The following is a 21121-nucleotide window of genomic DNA, read 5'->3' as shown; positions in this document are numbered from 1 at the left end:
GGACGAGAAGCCCGATCATGGGTGCATGGTCAAGCTGGACCGACTGATCAACGTCCTCGGCGGGTACGGGGCCAGGCTGGTGTGCGCGCCGCGCAGCCGGGCGACCGAGCTGCGGGCGGTGGCGCTGCACGACCCGGCGGAGCAGGTGCCCGGCGGTGACGAAGTGCTGCTCGCGGTCGGGGTAGATGGCCTGCGCGCCGCCGAGGTGCTGGCGGCGACCAGCGCCGTGGTCGTGGTGTTCCGGCTCGACGAGATCGGCGAGGAAGCGCTCTCGGTCGCGCGGGAGCGACAGGTCGCGGTGCTGCTGGTCGACCCGGCCGTGTCGTGGGGGCAGCTGGGTGGCGTGGTCTACGGCCTGGTGCTGGAGGGGCGCGAGACGGAGGCGGGACGCGGTCCGACGGACCTGTTCGCGCTGGCCGACGCCTTGGCGGAGTCGGTCGGCGGGCCGGTGACGATCGAGGACCACCGCTCCGGCGTCCTCGCCTACTCGCAGCGCCAGGAGTCCGCCGATCAGGCGCGGCTTGAGACGATCCTGGGCAGGCGGGTGCCGGAGGAGGTCCGGCGCGAGCTCAACGAGCGCGGGGTCTTCCGGCACCTGGCCGCCTCCGACGAGCCGTTGTTCGTCGAGCCCTCCGGTGCGCGGCGAGGCCGCGCGGTGGTCGCCGTGCGCGCGGGCAAGGCGCTGCTCGGCTCGATCTGGGTGGGCACGCCGTCGCCGCTGGACGCCGAGCGGCAGGCCGCCCTCGTGCAGGCGTCCCGGACCGCGGCCGCGCACCTGCTGCGCACGCGGGCGAGCGCGGACCTGGAGCGCCAGGTCGAGTCGGACCTGGTGATCGGCCTCGTCGAGGGGCAGTCCGACGTGGCCACGGTGCTGAGCAGGCTCGGCTTCCGCGGCGACACCTTCCGCGTGGTCGCCGTCCAAGCCCACAACCGGGGTGAGCACGACTCCGCGGCGCTGCTGGTCTTCGAGTTGGCGACGGTGGGTTTCGGCTGGTCCCGCCCGGGCCGCAGCGCACTGTTCGCCAACACGGTCTACACGGTTCTGCCGCACGAGGACGGCGAACTAGCGCGCGAGTGGGTGCGCGCGCTGGGGCGCGAGATGCCCGCGGGAGTGCGGGTGTTCGCCGGGATCGGCGGGCCCGCCGGACCTGACGAGCTCGTCGACAGCAGGCGGGAAGCGGACGAGAGCCTGGCCGTCCACGGGGCGAAACCGGCGGGATCGCCTGTCGTGGTCTACGACGACTCCTGGCACGAGATCCTGTTGCGGCGCTTGATCCACGTCGCCGCGGGCGGCCGGACGCCTGAACGGGGTCCGGTGGCGTCGCTGCGGCGGTACGACCGGGAGCAGGGGGCCAGGCTGATCGAGACGTTGCGGACCTGGTTGGAGGTGCAGGGCGATCTCGGTGCCGCGTCCGCCCGCCTGGAGATCCACCCGAACACCGTCCGCAACCGGATGCGCAAGGTGACCCAGGTGGCGTCGCTCGACCTGGAGGACCCGGACACCCGTCTTGCGCTGGTCATCGCCCTCGCCGCGCAGCAGCAGTAGGCCGCGCACAACGCGTGACCGGCTGGTTGTGTGAAATCCACAATGCTCCTCGAGTTTTCGTCGCTCATGCTCGTGGCGACGAGGAGGAGCGTGGTCATGGGTGCTGCAACGGGCGGCCGACCGGAATCGGTCGTCGTCGTGGGTGCCGGCGTGGTCGGACTGTCGACCGCGTGGTTCTTGCAGGAGCACGGCGTCGAGGTGACGGTCGTGGATCGCCGAGGCGTCGCCGCCGGCGCGTCCTGGGGCAACGCGGGCTACGTCGCCCCTGCCTTCAGCGTGCCGCTTCCCGAGCCGGAGGTGCTGCGCTACGGCTTGCGCTCGCTCTTCGACCGAGGCGCCCCGCTGTACGTGCCCCGGACCGTGGACCCCGGTCTGTGGGCGTTCCTCCTGCGCTTCGCGAGCAACTGCCGGCGCGGCGCCTGGCAGAAGTCCATGCGCGCCCTGGTCGGGCTCAACGACGATTGCCTCGACGCCTTCGACGAGCTGGCCAAGGGCGGGGTGACCGCTCCGACCCCGACGGCGCCGGTGGTCGCGGCGTTCGAGAAGCGCGAGCAGGCCGAGGAACTCCGCAGCGAGTTCGAGCGGACCCGCCGCAGCGGTCAGGACACGGTGTTCACCGAAGCGGCCGGGCTGGACGTCCCGCAGCTGTCCTCGCGGGTCGGCACCGTCCTGCAGATCGAGGGCCAGCGCCACGTCGACCCGGGCGAGTTCACCCGGTCCCTGGCTGAGGCCGTCGAAAGCCGAGGGGCTCGGATCCACTCCGGGTTCGACGTCCGCGACGTGGTGCGCGACGGCCGCAGGCTGATCGTGAAGTCCGCGCAGCACGAGTACGTCCAGGCGGATTCGGTCGTGCTGGCCTCGGGCGCCTGGTTGCCGGAGCTCGCGGCCGGTGCCGGGGTCACGCGGTCCGTGCGGGCCGGGCGCGGGTACTCGTTCACCGTTCCCACCGAGCAGCCCGTTCCGTGCCCGATCTACTTGCCTGCTGTCCGGGTCGCCTGCACTCCGTACCAGGGCGCGCTGCGCGTGGCGGGCACGATGGAGTTCCGCGGACCTGACGCGGATCTCGACCGGCACCGCATCGAGGCGATCGTGCGGTCCGCGCGCCCGTTCCTGCGGGGCGTCGACTGGGACGCCCGGCACGACGAATGGGTCGGCCCCAGGCCGGTGACCACCGACGGCCTCCCGCTGATCGGACCGACGAAGCTGCCCGGCGTCCACGTCGCGGGCGGGCACGGCATGTGGGGCCTGACGCTCGGGCCGATCACCGGGAGCCTGCTGGCCGAGCAGATCGTCACCGGCGAGCGTCCCGCCGCCCTCCGTCCGTTCGACCCGTTGCGATGACGACGGGCGAACTCTCCACGGCCGAACGCCGCGAGCTCGAATGGCTGCGCAAGGAGAACAAGCTCCTGCGCACGGAGAAGGACATGCTGCTCCGGATCGCCACCGAGTACGCGCTGGAACACCGCAAACCCGGCCTGCCGATCGAAGTCGACGGCTGACCGGACACCCATGGAGGTCATGTTGCCGGAGTGGACCTACCTCGGCCTCGCCGTGCTCGCGTTCGTGCTTCTGGCGGTGAACCACTGGTTGACCCGACGCGCCCACGGCCTGCGCGAGCGTCGGGCCGAATCCGATGCGGCGCAGTGGAAAGGATCGCGAGTCGGATAGCGAGGACTGAGAAGCGCTGCCCGGTAGCGCTTCTCGAAGTCCGCTGAGGATCGTCTCCTCAGCGGCCGGAACGCTCGCGGTCGTCTAGTCGCCGCCGTGCTGCGGAGCCGTCGTGCGCACCGGGGAGAACGCGGTTCGCAGTGCGTTCGGGTCGCCTCGGAACTCGCCCGCGGCGATGGCCTGCTCGACGCTGATAGCTCCAGCGGCCAGCGCGACGACCACATCGGGAGCGGCGGTGAACACCGAGGCGGGCGCGTGATCGGGCACGAATGCGCTCGGCCCGTCCTCGTCGACTCTCAGGACCGTGAGGAAGCCGCCCGCCTCGATGCCGAGTTCGACGGGACTCGACACGGTCGCGCCTCGGAGCTGCAGTAGCGGCGCGTGCAGTACGAGCAGTCCCGAGGGGTGTCGCAGTCGCCCGCTCGCCTCGCCTGGTCGGCGTCACTGGGTGCATGGACGCAGACGGCTAGCGCTCTTTCGTGGGGCGGCGTGCTAACTTGGAATAAGTCAGCTGATTTAAAACCAAGGCCGCCGCTCCCGTGGACGCAGGCGCGCAGCGAGAAAGGCCGCGATGTCGACGCATCCTCCCTCGATCCCCGACTTCTCCGACGCCGAGGTCGCAGCGCTGCGCGAGCGCTACAGCGCCGAGCGCGAGCGCCGGGTCCGGCCGGACGGCAGCGCGCAGTACCGCCGCGCGGAGGGCGAGTTCGGCTACTACGCCCAGGACCCCTACGTCGACGAGCTCACCAGGCAACCGATGCACGACCGCGTCGACGCCATCGTGCTCGGCGGCGGATTCGGTGGCTTGTGCGCCGGCGCGCGGCTGCGCCAAGCGGGCCTGGAGCGCATCCGGATCATCGAGAAGGGCGGCGACTTCGGCGGAACCTGGTACTGGAACCGCTACCCGGGCATCCACTGCGACATCGAGTCCTACGTCTACCTCCCGCTGCTGGAGGAGGTGGGGCACGTTCCGGAGTGGAAGTACTCGCCGGGCGAGGAGATCCGCCAGCACGCGATGGCGATCGGCCGCACCTTCGACCTCTACCGCGACGCGTGCTTCCAGACCGGAGTCACCGAGCTGCGCTGGGACGACGGCGAGTGGGTCGTGCTCACCGACCGCGGCGACGAGATGCGCGCCACCTACGTCGTGGTCTCCAACGGCACGCTCGACCACCCGAAGCTGCCGGGCATCCCGGGGATCGAGTCCTTCACCGGGCACACCTTCCACACGAGCCGCTGGGACTACGGCTACACCGGGGGAGGACCGGGCGGCGACCTGACCGGGCTGGCCGACAAGCGGGTGGCGATCATCGGCACCGGCGCGACGGCGATCCAGGTCGTCCCGCACGTCGCGCGCGACGCGGAGCACCTGCACGTCTTCCAGCGCACGCCGTCATCGGTGGACGTGCGCGACAACCGCCGGACCGACCCGGAGTGGGCGGCGTCGCTGCAGCCCGGCTGGCACGCGGTGCGGCGGGAGAACTTCCAGGCCGTGGTGACCGGGCATCGAGCGGACGAGGACCTGGTGGACGACGCCTGGACGGCCAGCGCGAACGTGCTCGGCAAGATCATCGCCACCGATGCCCGCGCGGACTGGGACGTCGCGGAGTGGGAGCGGGCCGAGGAGCTGCTCGACTTCGAGAAGATGAACCGGCTGCGAGGACGGGTGGAGGAGGTCGTCGAGGACGCCGCGACGGCCGAGCTGCTCAAGCCCTGGTACCGCTACGGCTGCAAGCGGCCCACGTTCAGCGACGAGTACCTGGGCGCGTTCAACCGGCCCAACGTCACGCTGGTCGACACCGCGGATCACGGTGGTGTCGAGCGGTTCACCGAGAACGCACTGGTCGTCGGCGGCCGGGAGTACGAAGTGGACTGCGTGATCTTCGCGACCGGCTTCGAGGTCGGCAAGTCCGACGTGATGACCGGAAGGCTCCCGGTGCGCGGCCGGGACGGCACGCGGCTGCTCGACTCCTGGCGCGCCACGGGCGTCCGGACGCTGCACGGCTTCTGCAGCAACGGCTTTCCGAACCTCTTCCACCTGGGATCGCTGCAGAACGCCCCTTCGGTGAACTACGTGCACGTCCTCGACGAGCAGGCCATCCACGTCGCGGCGGTCGTCGCCGAGGCCCGCCGCCGGGGCACGAAGTGCGTGGAGCCCACTGTGGAAGCCGAAACCGACTGGGTCGCCACGATCGAGGCCGGTTCGCCGGAGCGCGCGTGGTTCGACGCCGAGTGCACGCCGGGCTACTACAACAACGAGGGCTCGGCTCGCCCCCGCCGCACCTTCGGCCCGGGCCCTGCCGCGTTCCAGTGCCTGCTGCGCGACTGGCGCAACGGCGACGGCATCGACGAAGCCCTCGGCGACGCGAGCTGACCCCGCGGCCGACCGTCCTGTGCGGATGGTGATCCTCGCCTGGTTCTGCGAGTCCCTCGATCAGTGCGTCGGGGTCGTGCGGCTGCAGCGCGGTGACAACCGGGTCACTCCTGGGAATCGCACGTGACCATCTGGTACAACGACGCTGCGTGCAAGGACCGCCCGCGCGGGCGGTCGCGACCAGGAGGAGCCCGCATGTCGCCCTTCGAGCCGTTGGACATGGCCGTGCTCAGGCTGATCGCCGAGGAACCCCGGGCCGGGGTTCGCGAGTACGCCCGCAGGCTCGGCGTCGCCCGGGCGACCGTGCAGTCCAGAGTGGACAAGCTGCAGCACCTCGGCGTGCTGATCAGCTGGCAACCGCAGTTCGACCCGGCCGCGATGGGCTACCAGGGCCTGGCCTACGTCCGGCTCAACCTCGCGCAGGGCAAGCTGGATCGGGCGCTCGACGGCCTCGGCCGGATCCCGGAGGTCGTCGAGGCGAACGCGGTCGCCGGTGACGCCGACCTGCTGTGCCGGGTCGTCGCCAAGGACAACGCGGGGCTGGAGGAAGTCCTGCAGCAGATCATCGCGGTGGAGGGCGTCGAGCGGATCTCCACGGAAGTCGTGCTGAGCAGGCGCATCAAGCCGAGGATCTCGCCGCTCATCCGCAAGCTGCACGACGAGATCGGTCGCTGACCGCAGCCGCCCCGACGAGGGCGCGCAGACGTCCTCGGTTGCCGATGCGCACCTGGCCGAGCCGATCCCCGGACCAGTGGCGCACTTCGATCACGCTCCCGAGCGCCACGGCCGACCACCTGCTCAGCGCAGCGCGGGCTGACGTCCGGTTGTGCACCAGGAGCACACCGGACGCGACCGTTGGCACAGGCTCTGGATCGCATGTCACCGAAGGAGGTGGCCAGTGGCCCATATGTGAGCGAATCAGTTGAACAACCGGGCAAACGGTGCTTAACGTGAGCTGCGTCTCGTCTCCGAAGCGCAGGAAGAGGTGCCGGCTTGAGCTCGTCCATCGACACGCCGACTCGCGAGCCGTTCTCGCTCGACGCCCGGTACCTGACCGAGGACGGCCCGGTCTACCTGACCGGCGTGCAGGCGCTGGTGCGGGTGCTGCTCGACCGGAGCAGGCACGATCGGCGTCGCGGCCACCTCGGTTCGCTCTACGTCAGCGGCTACGAAGGATCTCCGCTGGCCGGTTACGACCTGGAGATCCAGCGGCGTGCGGCGCTGATGGCCGAGCACGGCGTCGTGCACGCGCCCGCGCTCAACGAGGAGCTCGCCGCGACGGCGCTGGCGGGCACGCAGCTCGCCGGACAGGTGGCCGAGCTCAACACCGACGGCGTCACCGGATTCTGGTACGGCAAGGCGCCGGGCCTGGACCGGGCGACGGATGCGATCCGGCACGCGGCGATGGTCGGCACCTCGCCCCGAGGTGGTGTGGTCGCGCTCGTCGGCGACGATCCCAGCGCGAAGTCCTCCAGCGTGCCCTGCTCGTCCGAGCCCGCGCTGGCCGACCTGCAGCTGCCCACGTTCTACCCGGCCGATCCGCAGGAGGTCATCGAACACGGCCTGCACGCCGTCGAGCTCTCCCGGGCGAGCGGGCTGTGGACGGCGATGAAGGTCGCCACCAACGTCGCCGACGGCGGCTCCACCGCGCTCGTCGACACGACCTGGACCCCGCCTGCGATGGATGGTCTCGCCGGCGGTCTGCGCGCGTACTCCCACGTCCCGCACGCCCGCCTGCTCGGCCCCGATCTGGCCGAGCTCGAACGCAGCCTCCACCAGATCAGGACGCCGATCGCGCTGGAGTACCTGCGGCGCAGCGGCGTGAACCAGGTGCTCGGCGCGAGGAGGTCGGCGCGGATCGGGATCGTGGCCGCCGGGAAGACCTACCTCGACGTCCGGCAGGCGCTCGACGAGCTCGGGCTGGGCGAGGAGGTCTGGGAGCGACAGGGCCTCCGGCTGCTGAAGCTGGGCGCGGTCGTGCCCGTCGAGCCCGAGGTCGTGCGCGAGTTCGCGCGCGGGCTCGACGAGATCGTGGTGGTCGAGGACAAGCGCGCCTTCCTGGAGGTCGCGATCAAGGAGGCCCTCTACGGCACGGCCCAGGCGCCGCGCGTCACCGGCAAGCGGGACCCGGGCGGTGCCCGGTTGTTCAGCGACGTCGGCGAGCTCGACCCGGACACCGCGGCCGCCGGGCTCCGTCGACGCTTGCAGGACAACGGGTTCCGCGATCTGTCCATGAAGGACGGAGTGCGCAGGGAGCGGATCATGTTGCCGCTGGCCGCCCGGACCCCGCACTTCTGCTCCGGCTGCCCGCACAACTCCTCGACGAAACCACCGGAGGGCGCGCTCGTCGGCGGGGGCATCGGCTGCCACGCGATGGTCCTGCTGATGCCGGAGGAACAGGTCGGTGCCGTCACCGGGATCAGCCAGATGGGCGGGGAAGGCGCGCACTGGCTCGGCATGGCGCCGTTCGTGCACGAGACGCACTACCTGCAGAACCTCGGCGACGGCACCTTCGCCCACTCCGGCAGCCTCGCCATCCGGGCCGCGGTGGCGGCCGGAGCGCGGATGACGTTCAAGGTCCTGTTCAACTCGACCGTGGCCATGACCGGTGGGCAGGACGCCGTCGGCGGCCGTGGCGGTCTGCCGCAGCTGGTCGAGACCGTGCTGGCCGAAGGGGTCGGCCGAGTCGTCATCACCGGCGACCGCCCGGAGACGGTGCGGAAGGCGTTGCGCCGCGCGGGTTCGGGCGATCGCGACCGGGTTTCGGTGCGGCACCGCGACGAGCTCGTCGCGGTGCAGACCGAGCTGGCCGGCGAGCCGGGCGTGACGGTGCTCGTGCACGACCAGGAGTGCGCCGCCGAGAAGCGGCGCAAGCGCAAGCGCGGCACCCAACCGACCCCGACGACCAAGGTGATGATCAACGAGCGGGTCTGCGAGGGCTGCGGTGACTGCGGGCAGAAGTCGAACTGCCTCTCGGTCCGCCCGGTGGAGGCCGAGTTCGGCCGCAAGACGCAGATCCACCAATCCTCGTGCAACCTCGACTACTCGTGCCTGGACGGCGACTGCCCGTCGTTCCTGACCGTCGTGCCCGATCCCGACGGGCGCGCGGCCGCGCGGGTCGCTCCACCGGTCGGCCCGCTGCCGGAACCAGATGCGCAGGTGGCGGCCGAGAACTTCACCACGCGCATCACCGGCGTCGGCGGTACCGGCGTGGTCACCGTGGCGCAGGTCCTGGCCACCGCCGCGGCGATCGAGGGCAAGCACGTGCGCGCGCTCGACCAGACCGGCCTGGCGCAGAAGGGCGGCGCGGTCGTCTCCGACCTCAAGTTCAGCACCGCGCCGGTCTCCCGAGCGGCCAAGATCGCCGATGGCGAGTGCGACCTGTACCTGGGCTGCGACTCCCTGGTCGCCACCGATCCGGTCCAGCTCAAGGCGACCAGCCCGGCTCGCACGATCGCCGTCGTCTCCACCGCGGAAGTCCCCACCGGCAGGATGGTCGTCGACCCGGCCTCCACCTTCCCGGACCAGGGCAGCATTCGCACCGCCGTCGACGAGCAGGTCGCGCGGGCGCACCACGTGGCCGCCGACCGGCTGTCCGCGGAGCTGTTCGGCGACGAGCAGTTCGCGAACATGCTGCTGGTCGGGGCCGCCTACCAGGCCGGGGCACTGCCGCTGCCCGCATCGGCGATCGAGGAGGCGATCCGGCTCAACGGAGCGCGGGTCGAGGAGAACCTGCTGGCCTTCGGTCACGGCCGACGCGCCATCGCCGGTGAGCAGGCTCCGGAACCGGAGGTGACCAGCCTCGACGAGCTGATCGAGCACCGGGCCCACGAGCTCACCGGCTACCAGAACGCGCGCTACGCCGAGGACTACCGGCGCTTCGTCGACCACGTCCGGGAGCGGGAGCAGGCGGCCGTGCCCGGCAGCAGCCGGCTGGCCGAGGCCGTGGCGCGGCACCTGTTCAAGCTCATGGCCTACAAGGACGAGTACGAGGTCGCCAGGCTCTCGCTCGACCCCGCGCTGCAGGACCGCGTGCGTGAGCAGTGGGGGCCTCGGGCGAAGCTGAGCTACCGGCTGCACCCGCCGGTGCTCCGGGCGCTCGGGATGCGGCGGAAGATCACGCTCGGACCGTGGATCCGGCCCGCGTTCCGCGTGCTGCGCGGACTCCGGCGACTGCGGGGCAGCGCCCTCGACCCGTTCGGCCGCGCCCACGTCCGCGAGGTCGAACGCGCCCTCATCGGTGAATACCGCTCGGCCGTCGAGGAAATCCTCCCGGTCCTGGGCAAAACCACGTTGCCCACCGCGGTCGAGCTCGCGGAACTCCCGGACGTGATCCGGGGCTACGAGCAGATCAAGCTCGACTCGGTGGAGGTGTACCGCGAGCGGATGCGCGCGATCCGCGGGACCCTGACGGCACTCCCGGCCGAGGTGCGGGTCTGAGACAGGGGTCGAGGGAGGCCAGCCATGACGATCGCGATCATCGGTGCCGGTCCGGGACTGGGTGCGGCCGTGGCGCGCCGGTTCGGGCGGGAGGGCCACTCCGCGGCGCTCCTCTCGCGCACGAAGGCCCACGTCGAGCGGCTGGCCGTCGAGCTCGCCGAGGAAGGGGTGCGGGCGCGCGGGTACGAGGCCGACGTCGCGGACCGGCGACGCCTGGTGGACGCGCTCGCTGCAGCCGACCAGGATCTCGGGCCGATCGAGGTGCTGCAGTACAGCCCGATCCCGCACCGCGACTTCCTTCGTCCCGTCCTCGACACCACCGTCGAGGACCTCAGCGCTGCTGTCGAGTTCTCCGTGCACGGTTCCGCGACCGCCGTGCGCCAGGTCCTGCCGAGCATGACCGAGCGGGGCAAGGGCACGATCCTGCTGGTCAACGGGGGGAGCGCGGCGATCCCCAACGGCGAGGTCGCGGGCACCTCCGTCGCCTTCGCCGCCGAGTCCGCCTACGGCGAGATGCTGCACGACGCCCTCGCGTCCCAGAACGTGCACGTCGGTCAGCTCGTCGTGCCCGGAGCCATCGGCGGAGGAGACCCGCTGTTCGCGCCGGACGCGCTGGCCGAGCGGTTGTGGACGATGCACTCGCAGCGCGGCAAGTTCCGCGTCACCGTCGGCCCCGCGTGACGGGCAGAAAGCCTCTGGCCGCCGGATCGCGGCGGCCTCACGGTGGTCGACGTCGGGTTGCGCGGAAGGAGTCGATCATGACGATGCACAGCACGCAGGCGGTCGAGAGCCGCGATTTCGATCGCCCTGATGACGTGCGCGAGTTCGAGCACGGCCGCGCCGAGGTCCTCGACATGGCCGGCGGCACCATCGGACGTTTCGTGCTGCACCCCGGGTGGCGGTGGAGCCAGGACGTCAAGCCGATGGCGGGGACCGAGTGGTGCGAAGCGCCGCACTTCCAGTACCACCTGTCCGGGACGCTGCACGTCCAGATGGCCGACGGCCAGGAGTTCGACGTCGAGGCGGGCTCGGTCAGCTCGCTGCCGCAGGGCCACGACGCCTGGGTCGTGGGCGACGAGGACGTCGTCATCGTCGATTGGTGCGGAGCCAGCGACTACGCCAGGACCGGATAGTGCTTCAACGCGCGCGGCGGGTTCGGCACGAGCCCGCCGCGTTCGCGCGTCCGAAGCTGTGAGCCCCGAGACGAACAGCTGCTCTCCGGCGTCCGAAGTGGTTGCATGACGGGTCGGCAGCCGGACCGCTCGCGAATGCGATCCGGCGCAGACGAACCCGACAGACCGGAGGAAGGGAACCGATGGGCCACGGGGCTTTCGAGCAGACCTACGCGGCGAGCGAGGACCGCTACGAGAAGATGGAGTACCGGCGCGCGGGGGCTTCCGGCCTCGACCTGCCGGCCTTCTCGTTCGGCCTGTGGCAGAAGTTCGGGACCGACTACCCGTACGAGACGCAGCGCGAGATCGTGCTGCACGCCTTCGACCTCGGGATCACGCACTTCGACAACGCCGACCGCTACGGTCCGCCACACCGCGCCGCGCAGAAGCTCCTCGGGAAGGTGCTGGCCAAGGACCTGGCGCCGCACCGCGATGAGCTGATCCTGTCGACCAAGGCCGGCAACCCGATCGGCCCGGGGCCCTACCAGAAGGGCGGTTCCCGCAAGTCGCTGCTGTCCTCGCTGGACCACAGCCTGCGCGATCTGGGCACCGACTACGTCGACATCTTCTACAGCCACAGCCCGGACGAGAGCACTCCGCTGGAGGAGACGGTGGGTGCGCTGGTCAGCGCGGTGCAGCAGGGCAAGGCGCTCTACGTCGCGCTGTCGAACTACCAGCCCGAGCGCGCTCACCAGGCCGCTGAACTGCTGCGGGAGGCGGGCGTGCCGCTGCTGGTCCACCAGCCGCGCTACTCGATCTTCGACCGCACGCCGGAGAACAACGGCCTGCTCGATCTCGCCGCCGAGGACGGCTTCGGGCTGGTGGTCTACTCGCCGCTGGCGCAGGGGCTGCTCACCGACAAGTACCTCACGGGTGTTCCGTCCGGGGCGCGCGCGGAGAACAGCGCCTTCCTGTCGCCCGACGTCATCGACGACACCTACCGGGAGCGGGCCTCCGCCCTCAACGAGCTCGCCGCGCAGCGCGGTCAGTCGCTGGCGCAGCTCGCCCTCCAGTGGGTCCTGCGGCGTCCCGAGGTCACCTCGGCGCTGATCGGGGCCAGCTCCGTCTGGCAGCTCGACCACAACGTCGAAGCCCTCCAGTTCCCCGCCCTCACCGACGACGACCTGGCCGTCATCGAGCAGTACGGAATCCACGGCACAGGCCTCAAGAAGTAGACCTCACCTCCCCATTTCCCAGTTTTAGGGGTCGTTGCAGAATCACCTTGCTTGGCGGTGCGGGTAGCGGAACCTCACACGCCGCCTGGACTCCGTGCACCACTCCTGATGTCTTCCGCTTACCCAGGGGTGGACATCGGCGTCGCGGCGTACTCATCCAGACGACGTGTGAGAACCCGCGGCGGTGCCAGCTGAGTCCCACACCTGAAACAGCGGCTCCGCCGCATTCTGAAACGACTCCTTAGTCCAAACCGAGGACCTTTCATGCCCGAAATGTCGGCTCAGTTCGGACTAAAACCGGGGGAGGGGAGCTCCTCCGCGGCCGGAGGTTGTGCGCCCGGGCGTGAGCAGGTGAGAGCTGCGGCGGTGGCCGCGTAGGTCAGAGCCTCCCGCCACCGGTTCGCTCCCATGTCCGCGACCGCGGCGCGCTCCAGGGCGTCGTTGTGGGACAGCCAGTGCAGCAGCGCGGCCTGGACCGTGTCACCGGCACCGATGGTGTCGACGATCGTCGCCTCGCGGCAGGCGACGTCAACGCGACTTCCGTCGGGGAGGACGACCGAGATCCCGTCGGCACCCCGGGTCAGCACCACCGCCGCCGGGCCCGCACCGGCCCACCGGCGCACCGCGTCCGACACCGGCTCGGCACCCGGGGCGAGCCAGTGGGCGTCCTCCTCGGACACCTTCAGCAGCCCGAGGTGGGGCAGCCAGCGCTCGAACCGCTCGCGGTAGGCCTCGGCGTCGTCGATGAGGTCCGCTCGCACGTTGGGGTCCAACGCCACGAACACCCCGCGAGCCGATTCGCGGCGCAGCAGCGATTCGTAGGCGCTGGCACCGGGTTCCAGCACCATCGACAACGTGCCCAGCGACAGCGCGCGCACCTGCGGTGGCAGCGCGCCGGGGTCGGTGACGAACCGGTCGGCCGTTCCCTGCACGTAGAAGCTGTACCGCGCCGACCCGTCGGAACCGGGGGAGGCGACGGCGAGAGTGGTCGGTTCGGGGCCGCGCTGCAGCAGGCTCGTATCCACACCGGACTGGCGCAGGCCGCTCACCAGGGCCTCGCCGAAGTCGTCGGTGGAGACCCGCGACAGCATCGACACGGACGAGCCGAGCCGCGCCAGCGCGATCGCCACGTTGTGCGGCCCACCGCCGGGGTGCGAGGTCCGCACCGGCAGGTGCCCTGCGGACACGGGCTCGGTGGCGACGAGGTCGATCAGCGCTTCGCCTCCGACGACGATCATGGTTCGGCTCCTTCTCGGGTGCGGTTCAGCGGCAGCCGCAGGAATCGCGGTGCACGAAGCGGGATTCAAGTCGGCGTTCCACGGGATCACGGGTGGGATCGTCGAGCCGGTTCAGCAGCAGGCGAAGTGCCTCGGCCCCGATCTCGCGGCTGGGCTGGGCGATGGCGGTCAGGCGCGGCGTGAACAGGTCCGCCCAGGGGAAGTCGTCGAAGGCCACCAGCGCCACGTCGTCGGGGACGCTGCGGCCGAGATCGCGCACGGCCTGCATGGTGCCGATGGTCATCGCGTTGTTCGCCGCGATGATCGCCGTCGCCGGGCTCGCTGAGGTGAGCAGGGCGGTCGCGGCGCGCCGGGCGGACTCCGATGCCGACGCACCTTCCTGGCACAGCTCCGGATCGGCGTCGATGTCGTTGCGGCGCATGCCTTCCCGGTACCCGGCCAGCCGCTCGGCGGTGGTGCTCAGGCCCGCCAGCCCGGACACGAAGCCGATGCGCCGGTGTCCGAGCGCGGCGAGGTGGTCCACCAGCGACGCGGTGGACTCGGCGTTGTCGGTGCTGACCTGGTCGTAGCCGGCCGCGACGACGCGGTCGGCCAGGACGGTGGGCACCTCGTGCTCGGCGAGGTAGCGCATCGTCCGCGAGGGCTCCGGCGATGGCGCCAGCACGACGCCGTCGATGCGCCGCTGGTGCAGGTGGGAGACGACGCTGAGCTCGTGCTCCGGGTCGTCGCGCGGGTCGGCCACCAGCAGGCTGTAGCCCCGATCGACCGCCTCGGCCTCGATGCCCTGGAGGATCTCGGTGAAGTAGGGATTGCTCACCGAGGAGATGGCGACACCGATGGACAGCGTGCGGGCCGTGGCCAGCGAGCGGGCGAGCGTGTTCTGGATGTAGCCGACCTGCTCGATGGCGTTGCGCACGGATTCGGCCGTCTCCGGCCGCACCTTGCGGGTGCCGTTGAGCACGTAGGACACCGTCGCCGAGGACACTCCAGCGACGCGTGCGACATCGGCGATCGTGGCCACCGGCGACTCCCTCGTTCCCAGTTCGGGTTGGGAATTTAACATGGAGTTAAGCGCTTGCCTAAGCGCTTAACCAAAGTTAGCTTTTGCGGCACATCGCGCCGGGGCGGCCCAGTCCGAGCACCCCTCGGCCGGTGCGGACCAGCGAGCGTGCGCCGAGGCACGCCGGACGGGATGAGTGATCGTGCAAGCCGTAGTGATCGAAGGACCAGGCAAGGCCGCAGTCGCAGACGTAGCGGATCCGACACCGGCGGCCGGGCAGGTGATCGTGCGAGTGCACGCCTGCGGCCTGTGCGGCACCGATCTGCACCTGGTCGACGGGGTGCTGCCCGCCGAGTACCCGCTGACCCCCGGGCACGAGTTCGCCGGCGAGGTCGTGGAGCTGGGCGAGGGCGTGACCGGTTTAGCGGTGGGTGACCGGGTCGCGGTCGACCCGAACCTGCCGTGCGGCATCTGCCGCTGGTGCCGGGCCGGCCGGGGGAACCTGTGCACGGTCTGGGACGCCATCGGCGTGAGCAAGGCCGGAGCCGCGGCCGAACTCGTCGCCGTGCCCGCGGGGATCTGCTTCTCGCTGCCCCCGACCGTCTCCTACACGGCCGCTGCGATGGTGGAACCCCTGTCCTGCGCGGTGCACGGCCTGAGCCGGTTGCCCCGGCTGCCCGGATCGCACTACCTGATCTACGGCGCAGGCACGATGGGCCTGCTGATGTCGGCGCTGGTGCGCCGCGCCGGGGCCGCGTCGGTGTCGATGGTCGACATCAACGACTCCCGCCTGGACTTCGCGCTGTCCTACGCCGCCGACCGCGCCACCACCAACGCCGACGCGCTGGAGCAGCCGGACGGCTACGACGTCGTCATCGACGCGACCGGTGCGGTGCCCGCGATCGAGGACGGCCTGGGGCGGGTCCGCAAGGGCGGCACCTTCCTGCAGTTCGGCGTCTCGGACCCGAACGCGACCGCGAGCTTCTCGCCGTTCCGCGTCTACCACGAGGAGATCGACATCCTCGGTTCCATGGCCGTGCACAACGGTTTTCAGCCGGCCATCGAACTGATCGCCTCGGGCACCGTCGACGTCGAGCAGCTCGTGTCGGCAACGCTCCCGCTGGCCTCCTACACCGAGGCGATCCAGAAGTTCCGCGCCGGAGAAGGTCACAAGATCCACGTGAGCCCCACCGCGCGCTAGGAGCGGTTCAGGCCGGTCCCCGCACCGGAACAGCGGCGCGCCCGGATCCCTGGTAGCTCCCCGACGTCCCGCCACGAGGCGCGTGGCGAGACGTCTTCTTGCAACATCGACGAAGGGTTCGTGCAATGACGCCAACCACCCCCGCGCCAGGGCGCTCGCGCACGCGCAACGCGCTGATCTGGATATTCGGGGCGCTCGGCGGCATCTTGTGGGGTTATGACACGGGAGTGATCTCCGGTGCCATGCTGTTCATCAAACAGGACATCCCGCTGTCCCCGCTCCAGCAAGGGCTCGTGGTCAGCGGGTTGCTCGTCGGCGCGATGGCGGGTGCAGGCGCGTCCGGCCGCCTCGCCGACGCGTGGGGCAGGCGACGGCTGATCCTCTGGGCGGCCGTGGTGTTCACCGCCGGAACTGTGGGCGCGATGCTCGCGACCACGGCGTGGATGCTCGTCGCCTTCCGGTTCGTGATCGGCATCGGTGTCGGCATCGCCTCGGTGGTCGTTCCGCTGTACCTGACCGAGCTCGCGCCGAAGCAGTCGCGCGGCGGGCTCACCTCGCTGATGCAGCTGCTGGTCACGATCGGCATCCTGGTCGCCTACGTGACCGACTACGCCCTGGCCGACCTCGGCGCCTGGCGCTGGATGCTCGGTCTCGGCGCGGTCCCTGCGGTCCTGCTGGGCATCGGCATCTACTTCCAGCCCGAGAGCCCGCGCTGGCTGGTCAAGCACGGTCGCGCCGACCAGGCCCGCGACGTGCTGTCCCGGCTGCGGGGAACCGGTGCCGAGGAGGTCGAGCAGGAGCTGGAGGAGATCCAGGCCGCCGACCGCGAGAAGGAAGCCGAGAACGCCGTCGGCGTGCGGGAACTGCTCACCCCGAGGCTGCGCAGGGTCGTGCTGCTGGGGCTGGGCCTGGTGTTCTTCCAGAACTTCATCGGGATCAACACGATCATCTACTACGCGCCGACGCTGCTGACGACGCTGGGATTCGGCACCTCGGGTGCGATCCTGGCCAACGTCGGCATCGGTGTGGTCAACGTGCTGATGACCTTGCCAGCGCTGCGCATGATCGACCGCGTCGGCCGGAAGTCGCTGCTGGCCGTGGGGAGCATCGGCATGCTCGTGTCGATGCTCGCCCTCGGCGTGGCCAACGTCGTCGGCGTCTCCTACGGTCCTCTGCTGGTCGCGGTGACGCTCGGCAGCATCCTGGTCTACATCGCGTCGTTCGCGGTGTCGTGGGGACCGGTGCAGTGGGTGATGCTGCCCGAGCTGTTCCCGCTGCGGATGCGCGGTTCGGCCGTGGGGATCTGCCTGGTGTTCAACTGGCTGTTCAACATGGCGGTCGCGCTGGTCTTCCCGGTGCTGCTGGACATCACCGGTCCCGGCGTGATGTTCCTGTTCTTCGCGCTGATGGCGGTGCTGTCGTTCTGGTTCGTCCAGCGCGGGTTGATCGAGACCAAGGGCAAGAGCCTGGAGGCCATCGAGCAGGAGGTCCTGGGAACCGCCGACCCGGCTCAGCCGGCCGAGAAGCAGGCCGCCCACGCCTGATCCCGTGAGAAGCGCGGCCCCGCGACCCCTCGGCGGGGCCGCGGGGCCGTCTCCGGACTAGCGGTTCTCGACGCGGTGGCCGAGCTCGTCGAGCGCGTCCGCGACCGCATCGGGGACCTCGTACATGGGGCTGTGCCCGGCCTCCACGATCCGCAGGGTGGAGTCCGGCGCGGCCTCGGCCATGCCCTCGGCGACGTCGACCGTCCGGACGGGGTCGAAGCGCCCGTGCACGATCGACACCGGCATGCGCAGCGACGACAGCTCCGGTTCGAGGTCGACCGCGTGCTGGCTGCGCAGCGCCTCCAGCGCGGCCGCCAGCGGGACCGAACGCCCGTAGTCCCGGAGTCGCCGCAGGTCATCGGGCGGGGGAGCGGTGCGGAACGACCGTTCGAGCACGGCATCCACGACCTCGGCCGTCCCGTTCCGCTCCATGCCCTCGATCAGCGCGGTGACGTCCCCGTGGCGCTTCATGTTCGGGCCGGTGTTGAGCAGCATCAACCCCGAGACGAGCTCGGGGTGCGTTGCCGCCAGCTGCAGCGCGATCGCGCCGCCGGTGGAATGACCCACCACGAGAGCGGGCTCCGGGATCATCCCGGCGACCCAGTCGGCAGCGCCGGAGAGGCTGCGGTCTTCCGCGTCGGTCATCCACGACAGCGCCCGGATTTCGAACCTCGGATCGAGCAGCTGCTGGAGGGGCTCGAACACCATCGGGGCGCAGAAGGTCCCGGGCAGGGCGAACGCGGTTCGTGGCATGGGTCCCCTCCCGCTGTCAGCAGCCCGCAGCGTAGACGTAGCAGCGCAGCCGGGGCTCGCGGTCGACGGAACGGCCGCCCACCAGGTTGACACCGGGCAGCGCGGTGCTGAGCAGCCCCGGGATCGCCGCGACCGGGTGCAGGTAGGTGTCCACCGAGGCCGGGTCGACGTGCGGCATCAGCGGCTGCCCGCAGACCGAGGCGTCGACCCGGGCGGAGTCGGCCGGGCCCGGGTTGTTCAGCGCGTCCTCGACCAGCGCGTAGGTGACCGGATCGATGGTGCCGACCAGCAGGTGCGACGAGGTGTTGGTGGCGCAGACGTCCTGGGTCGCGACGTTGGAGATCCACCCTCCGCCGGTGTGCAGCTCCGAGGACTCCGGAGGCGTCACCACTTCGTCGAACCGCGAGTACACGACGGTGTAGCTGATGCCCTCGAAGGTCTCGGCCCGGCTGTTGAGCGCCCGCATGAAGTCCGAACCGGCGAGCTGCTGCCACACCGCGGGCTCGCAGTCGGTCGGTGCGGGTCCGCAGCCCTGCAACGATTCGGTCCCGTGGTTGGACGGAGCCATTCCGATCACGTCGTCGACCAGCGGACGCAGGTCCGGCCAGAAGCGGAGCGACCAGCGCATGTTCATGCCGCCCTGGGAGTGCCCGAGGACCGCGATGCGCTTGCCGGTCAGGCGGTGCATCTCGCGGATCGAGTGCGCCAGGTACTCGCCTGCGACCTGGATGTCGCCCAACGTGCGCTCGGGCATCGTCACCGAGCACCAGAACCTGTCCTGCGCGGTGAAGGCCTTGGCGTAGGTCCAGGAGTAGTTCTGCTCCGGGGTGACGCTGGTGGCCGGGTTGAGCAGCACCGGCTGCTGCCCGCTGCCCGGGTCGCCGTGGCAGCGCAGCGCCTCGTGCAGCTGTTCGGGCGCGACGCTCAACTCGGGACCGGGGCGATCGACCGGGGCGAACCCGGAGGTGGTGCCGGCCTGCGCGGCAGGTGCCAGACCGAGCAGCAGGCCGAGACCGAGGGAGAGCACGACGGTGTGCGCTCGACGACTGATCATGCTGCGTACAACGACGAACCGGACCCGACGATGCGGCCCGGCCGGGATTCGACGGCTACGGCCGCTGCTTCTCGCCGATGCCGAACCACGCGTAGGGCCGCATCTTCTCCGCTTCCGCGATCGACTTCGGGCAGGTGATCAGGTCGGGACGCCAGTCCGGCAGCTGAGCCACACCCGGGGACAGCAGGCCCCACTGCTCGCCCAGTCCGGTGAACCAGTCGGTGAGGGTGTCGCGGTCGCGCAGCCACAAGGGGTTCGGCGTCACGTCGCACTCGGTCCGGAACCGCTCCATCGACGCGCGCGCCGCCGGATCGGGGACGTCGGAGGCGAAGTGCGTCACCGCGATCCGCGAACCGGGAGCGAGCCTGCCGGCATACCGCCGCAGCACCTCGGGCACGTCGCCGTCCGGGCCGATGAACTGCAGCACCGAGACCGCCAGCAGGCACACCGGCTGGTCCAGGTCCAGCAGCCGCTTGGTGGTGGCGTGGGCGAACACCTCGCGCCAGTTCAGCAGATCGGCCTCGACGACACCGGCCCAGTCGGTACCGCGCAGGTTGACGCGGGTGTGCGCGGTGGCGACCGGCTCGCAGTCGACGTAGACCACGCGAACCGGTTCCTCCGTGTGCTCCCGGAGGATCTCGTGCACGTTTCCCATGGTGGGGATGCCGGAACCCAGGTCCAGGAACTGGCGGATCCCTGAGTCGAAGGCGTCCACGACCGCCCGCTGCAGGAACGAGCGGTTCTGCCGAGCCACACCGGCGATCTCCGGCCACATGCCGAGCAGCCGCTCACCGAAGACGCGATCGATGGCCCAATTCGAGCTGCCACCCAGGAACCAGTCGTAGATGCGGCCCGGATTGGGGCGCGACACGTCCAGGTCAACAGCATCGCGGGACCGCTCGACCATGGACGTCCTCCTCAGCTCGGTGTGCTGGACGATCATCGCATGTCGAACGCGCTCCTCAGCGCTGGGACGCGCCACGAAAACCCCAGAGCGAGAACCGGAATCGCCAGGTCCGGATCCCGGGCGGCCGGTCGGGCCGAGGTCCATGTGGGTCAAGGTCCTCGAACGCAGGCCCCCGCTGGTCGGCGGAACGCTGACGAGCTCGCGCGAGCCGACGGCGATGCCTCCTGCCCGGCCCGATGAGAACGCCCGATGACCTGCGCAAACGCAACTACGCAGGGGGTCATGATCGCCGCCGGACCCGTGGGGTAAGCTATCGACACACCCCACGGGGTGGCCGGGACGTAGCGCAGCTTGGTAGCGCACTTGACTGGGGGTCAAGGGGTCGTGGGTTCGAATCCCGCCGTCCCGACCGGTTGAACAGCCCGCCGACCTGCACGTAAGTGCAGGTCGGCGGGCTGTTTTTGTTGCGGTGTCGATCTTGGTCGGACTGCTGTGCGGGCGCCAGGGGTCGGGTCTCCGCATTATTGGGAGGATTGTGGGAGTTGTTGATCTTGGGGTGTTAAGTGGGGTCGCGAGGTGGGAGTGGTTCTTGGTCGCCTGGATGGGTGATCTTTGGTTGGTGGGTTTGGGGTTTGGGGTGAGGTGTGAGATGCGCCGTCTACTGGGTGGCCCTTCGATGATCGGGCTCGGCGAAGCTGCGGTGTCGGGACGTGCAGGTTCGTGAGTGGCATCGGCGGGAGCTCGAAGGCGCTGCGTTGGGGTAGGCGCAGGGCAGTTGGGTTCGGCGCGGAAGGCGGCGAATGACGTGGTCGGCGCCGGCCTTGCTTCTCGACGACCCGATGGGCGCCTCGATCAGCGTGGGCAGGCGAACGACACCGCTGCTGTGCTTGGTGGTTGGCAGCCGTGGCACGATGGCGGACGGACCCTCCCGCCTCCCCGTCCGGCTCGATGGTCGTAGTTTCGAACAGCTCTACGCCGCTTGAATCCAAGCCCATCCGTGTTGTGGAGATCGCCCAGGTCCTGGCGCCGATGTTGAAGGTGGCTGATCT

18 protein-coding genes and 1 tRNA gene are annotated in these 21121 nt (G+C 70.5%); 13 read left to right on the top strand and 6 right to left on the bottom strand.

From position 1 onward, the window contains the following. Positions 1-25: 25 nt before the first annotated feature. The 4 genes from ACYVF3_RS25340 to ACYVF3_RS25325 all read left to right on the top strand — a co-directional run bounded on the left by ACYVF3_RS25340 (position 26) and on the right by ACYVF3_RS25325 (position 3214). A complete protein-coding gene (locus ACYVF3_RS25340) occupies positions 26-1546 on the top strand; it encodes a PucR family transcriptional regulator (RefSeq protein WP_461156742.1) in 1521 nt (506 codons plus the stop codon). A gap of 96 nt (positions 1547-1642) precedes the next feature. Further along, positions 1643-2887, top strand: coding sequence for an NAD(P)/FAD-dependent oxidoreductase (locus ACYVF3_RS25335; protein ID WP_461156741.1), 1245 nt, complete (start codon positions 1643-1645; stop codon positions 2885-2887). Then, positions 2884-3045, top strand: a complete 162-nt coding sequence (locus tag ACYVF3_RS25330) for a hypothetical protein (RefSeq protein ID WP_461156740.1) — start codon at positions 2884-2886, stop codon at positions 3043-3045. Before ACYVF3_RS25335 ends, ACYVF3_RS25330 begins: the two co-directional genes overlap by 4 nt. Before the next feature lie 19 nt (positions 3046-3064). After that, on the top strand, positions 3065-3214 hold the full coding sequence (locus tag ACYVF3_RS25325) for a hypothetical protein (RefSeq protein WP_461156739.1): 150 nt from the start codon (positions 3065-3067) through the stop codon (positions 3212-3214). A gap of 84 nt (positions 3215-3298) precedes the next feature. Here the strand turns inward: ACYVF3_RS25325 and ACYVF3_RS25320 are convergent, their stop codons facing one another. After that, the gene (locus ACYVF3_RS25320; protein ID WP_461156738.1) at positions 3299-3565 is read right to left on the bottom strand and encodes a hypothetical protein; all 267 of its coding nucleotides are present in this window, start codon (positions 3563-3565) and stop codon (positions 3299-3301) included. Between the two features lie 220 nt (positions 3566-3785). Between ACYVF3_RS25320 and ACYVF3_RS25315 the strand changes: the two genes are divergently transcribed. From ACYVF3_RS25315 to ACYVF3_RS25290, 6 genes are all read left to right on the top strand, one after another. Then, positions 3786-5588: a flavin-containing monooxygenase gene (locus ACYVF3_RS25315; RefSeq protein WP_461156737.1), complete on the top strand. Its 1803-nt coding sequence runs from the start codon at positions 3786-3788 to the stop codon at positions 5586-5588. A 195-nt stretch (positions 5589-5783) separates the two neighbouring features. Next, on the top strand, positions 5784-6263 hold the full coding sequence (locus tag ACYVF3_RS25310; protein ID WP_461156736.1) for an Lrp/AsnC family transcriptional regulator: 480 nt from the start codon (positions 5784-5786) through the stop codon (positions 6261-6263). Positions 6264-6581: 318 nt separating this feature from the next. Further along, the gene (locus ACYVF3_RS25305) at positions 6582-10028 is read left to right on the top strand and encodes an indolepyruvate ferredoxin oxidoreductase family protein (RefSeq protein WP_461156735.1); all 3447 of its coding nucleotides are present in this window, start codon (positions 6582-6584) and stop codon (positions 10026-10028) included. A gap of 24 nt (positions 10029-10052) precedes the next feature. Beyond that, positions 10053-10709, top strand: a complete 657-nt coding sequence (locus ACYVF3_RS25300; RefSeq protein WP_461156734.1) for an SDR family NAD(P)-dependent oxidoreductase — start codon at positions 10053-10055, stop codon at positions 10707-10709. A 77-nt stretch (positions 10710-10786) separates the two neighbouring features. Next, positions 10787-11161, top strand: a complete 375-nt coding sequence (locus ACYVF3_RS25295) for a cupin domain-containing protein (protein WP_461156733.1) — start codon at positions 10787-10789, stop codon at positions 11159-11161. 182 nt (positions 11162-11343) lie between these two features. After that, positions 11344-12375 carry an aldo/keto reductase gene (locus ACYVF3_RS25290; RefSeq protein WP_461156732.1) on the top strand — a complete coding sequence of 344 codons (1032 nt, stop codon included), beginning with the start codon at positions 11344-11346 and terminating at the stop codon, positions 12373-12375. Between the two features lie 281 nt (positions 12376-12656). Here ACYVF3_RS25290 and ACYVF3_RS25285 read toward each other — a convergent pair whose 3' ends face one another. Then, positions 12657-13613 (bottom strand): carbohydrate kinase family protein, encoded by a 957-nt coding sequence (locus ACYVF3_RS25285; RefSeq protein WP_461156731.1) that lies wholly within the window; start codon positions 13611-13613, stop codon positions 12657-12659. Between the two features lie 25 nt (positions 13614-13638). After that, on the bottom strand, positions 13639-14634 hold the full coding sequence (locus ACYVF3_RS25280; RefSeq protein ID WP_461156730.1) for a LacI family DNA-binding transcriptional regulator: 996 nt from the start codon (positions 14632-14634) through the stop codon (positions 13639-13641). A gap of 181 nt (positions 14635-14815) precedes the next feature. Here ACYVF3_RS25280 and ACYVF3_RS25275 point away from each other — a divergent pair, with 181 nt between their 5' ends. Both ACYVF3_RS25275 and ACYVF3_RS25270 read left to right on the top strand, forming a co-directional pair. After that, the gene (locus tag ACYVF3_RS25275; protein WP_461156729.1) at positions 14816-15814 is read left to right on the top strand and encodes a zinc-dependent alcohol dehydrogenase family protein; all 999 of its coding nucleotides are present in this window, start codon (positions 14816-14818) and stop codon (positions 15812-15814) included. A gap of 125 nt (positions 15815-15939) precedes the next feature. Beyond that, entirely contained in the window at positions 15940-17358 is a 1419-nt protein-coding gene (locus ACYVF3_RS25270; protein WP_461156728.1) for a sugar porter family MFS transporter, read from the top strand. A gap of 57 nt (positions 17359-17415) precedes the next feature. Here the strand turns inward: ACYVF3_RS25270 and ACYVF3_RS25265 are convergent, their stop codons facing one another. The 3 genes from ACYVF3_RS25265 to ACYVF3_RS25255 are packed head-to-tail and all read right to left on the bottom strand — an operon-like array spanning position 17416 to position 20072. Further along, positions 17416-18111, bottom strand: a complete 696-nt coding sequence (locus tag ACYVF3_RS25265) for an alpha/beta fold hydrolase (RefSeq protein ID WP_461156727.1) — start codon at positions 18109-18111, stop codon at positions 17416-17418. 16 nt (positions 18112-18127) lie between these two features. Further along, positions 18128-19165 carry an esterase/lipase family protein gene (locus ACYVF3_RS25260; RefSeq protein ID WP_461156726.1) on the bottom strand — a complete coding sequence of 346 codons (1038 nt, stop codon included), beginning with the start codon at positions 19163-19165 and terminating at the stop codon, positions 18128-18130. A 55-nt stretch (positions 19166-19220) separates the two neighbouring features. Continuing rightward, positions 19221-20072, bottom strand: coding sequence for an SAM-dependent methyltransferase (locus ACYVF3_RS25255; RefSeq protein ID WP_461156725.1), 852 nt, complete (start codon positions 20070-20072; stop codon positions 19221-19223). Positions 20073-20407: 335 nt separating this feature from the next. Between ACYVF3_RS25255 and ACYVF3_RS25250 the strand changes: the two genes are divergently transcribed. Further along, positions 20408-20481 (top strand) — tRNA-Pro (locus ACYVF3_RS25250). Positions 20482-21121: the final 640 nt, after the last annotated feature.

This window comes from Saccharopolyspora tripterygii (assembly GCF_054778355.1).
Note: the sequence above shows the minus strand (reverse complement) of the source record. Positions and strands in the feature narration are given on the sequence as shown.

Bases quoted from the DNA above. Each gene is read 5' to 3' on its own strand.
- ACYVF3_RS25340 (WP_461156742.1), top strand. From the start codon at position 26: ATGGTCAAGCTGGACCGACTGATCAACGTCCTCGGCGGGTACGGGGCC.
- ACYVF3_RS25335 (WP_461156741.1), top strand. From the start codon at position 1,643: ATGGGTGCTGCAACGGGCGGCCGACCGGAATCGGTCGTCGTCGTGGGT.
- ACYVF3_RS25330 (WP_461156740.1), top strand. From the start codon at position 2,884: ATGACGACGGGCGAACTCTCCACGGCCGAACGCCGCGAGCTCGAATGG.
- ACYVF3_RS25325 (WP_461156739.1), top strand. From the start codon at position 3,065: ATGTTGCCGGAGTGGACCTACCTCGGCCTCGCCGTGCTCGCGTTCGTG.
- ACYVF3_RS25315 (WP_461156737.1), top strand. From the start codon at position 3,786: ATGTCGACGCATCCTCCCTCGATCCCCGACTTCTCCGACGCCGAGGTC.
- ACYVF3_RS25310 (WP_461156736.1), top strand. From the start codon at position 5,784: ATGTCGCCCTTCGAGCCGTTGGACATGGCCGTGCTCAGGCTGATCGCC.
- ACYVF3_RS25300 (WP_461156734.1), top strand. From the start codon at position 10,053: ATGACGATCGCGATCATCGGTGCCGGTCCGGGACTGGGTGCGGCCGTG.
- ACYVF3_RS25295 (WP_461156733.1), top strand. From the start codon at position 10,787: ATGACGATGCACAGCACGCAGGCGGTCGAGAGCCGCGATTTCGATCGC.
- ACYVF3_RS25290 (WP_461156732.1), top strand. From the start codon at position 11,344: ATGGGCCACGGGGCTTTCGAGCAGACCTACGCGGCGAGCGAGGACCGC.
- ACYVF3_RS25285 (WP_461156731.1), bottom strand. From the start codon at position 13,613: ATGATCGTCGTCGGAGGCGAAGCGCTGATCGACCTCGTCGCCACCGAG.
- ACYVF3_RS25270 (WP_461156728.1), top strand. From the start codon at position 15,940: ATGACGCCAACCACCCCCGCGCCAGGGCGCTCGCGCACGCGCAACGCG.
- ACYVF3_RS25265 (WP_461156727.1), bottom strand. From the start codon at position 18,111: ATGCCACGAACCGCGTTCGCCCTGCCCGGGACCTTCTGCGCCCCGATG.
- ACYVF3_RS25260 (WP_461156726.1), bottom strand. From the start codon at position 19,165: ATGATCAGTCGTCGAGCGCACACCGTCGTGCTCTCCCTCGGTCTCGGC.
- ACYVF3_RS25255 (WP_461156725.1), bottom strand. From the start codon at position 20,072: ATGGTCGAGCGGTCCCGCGATGCTGTTGACCTGGACGTGTCGCGCCCC.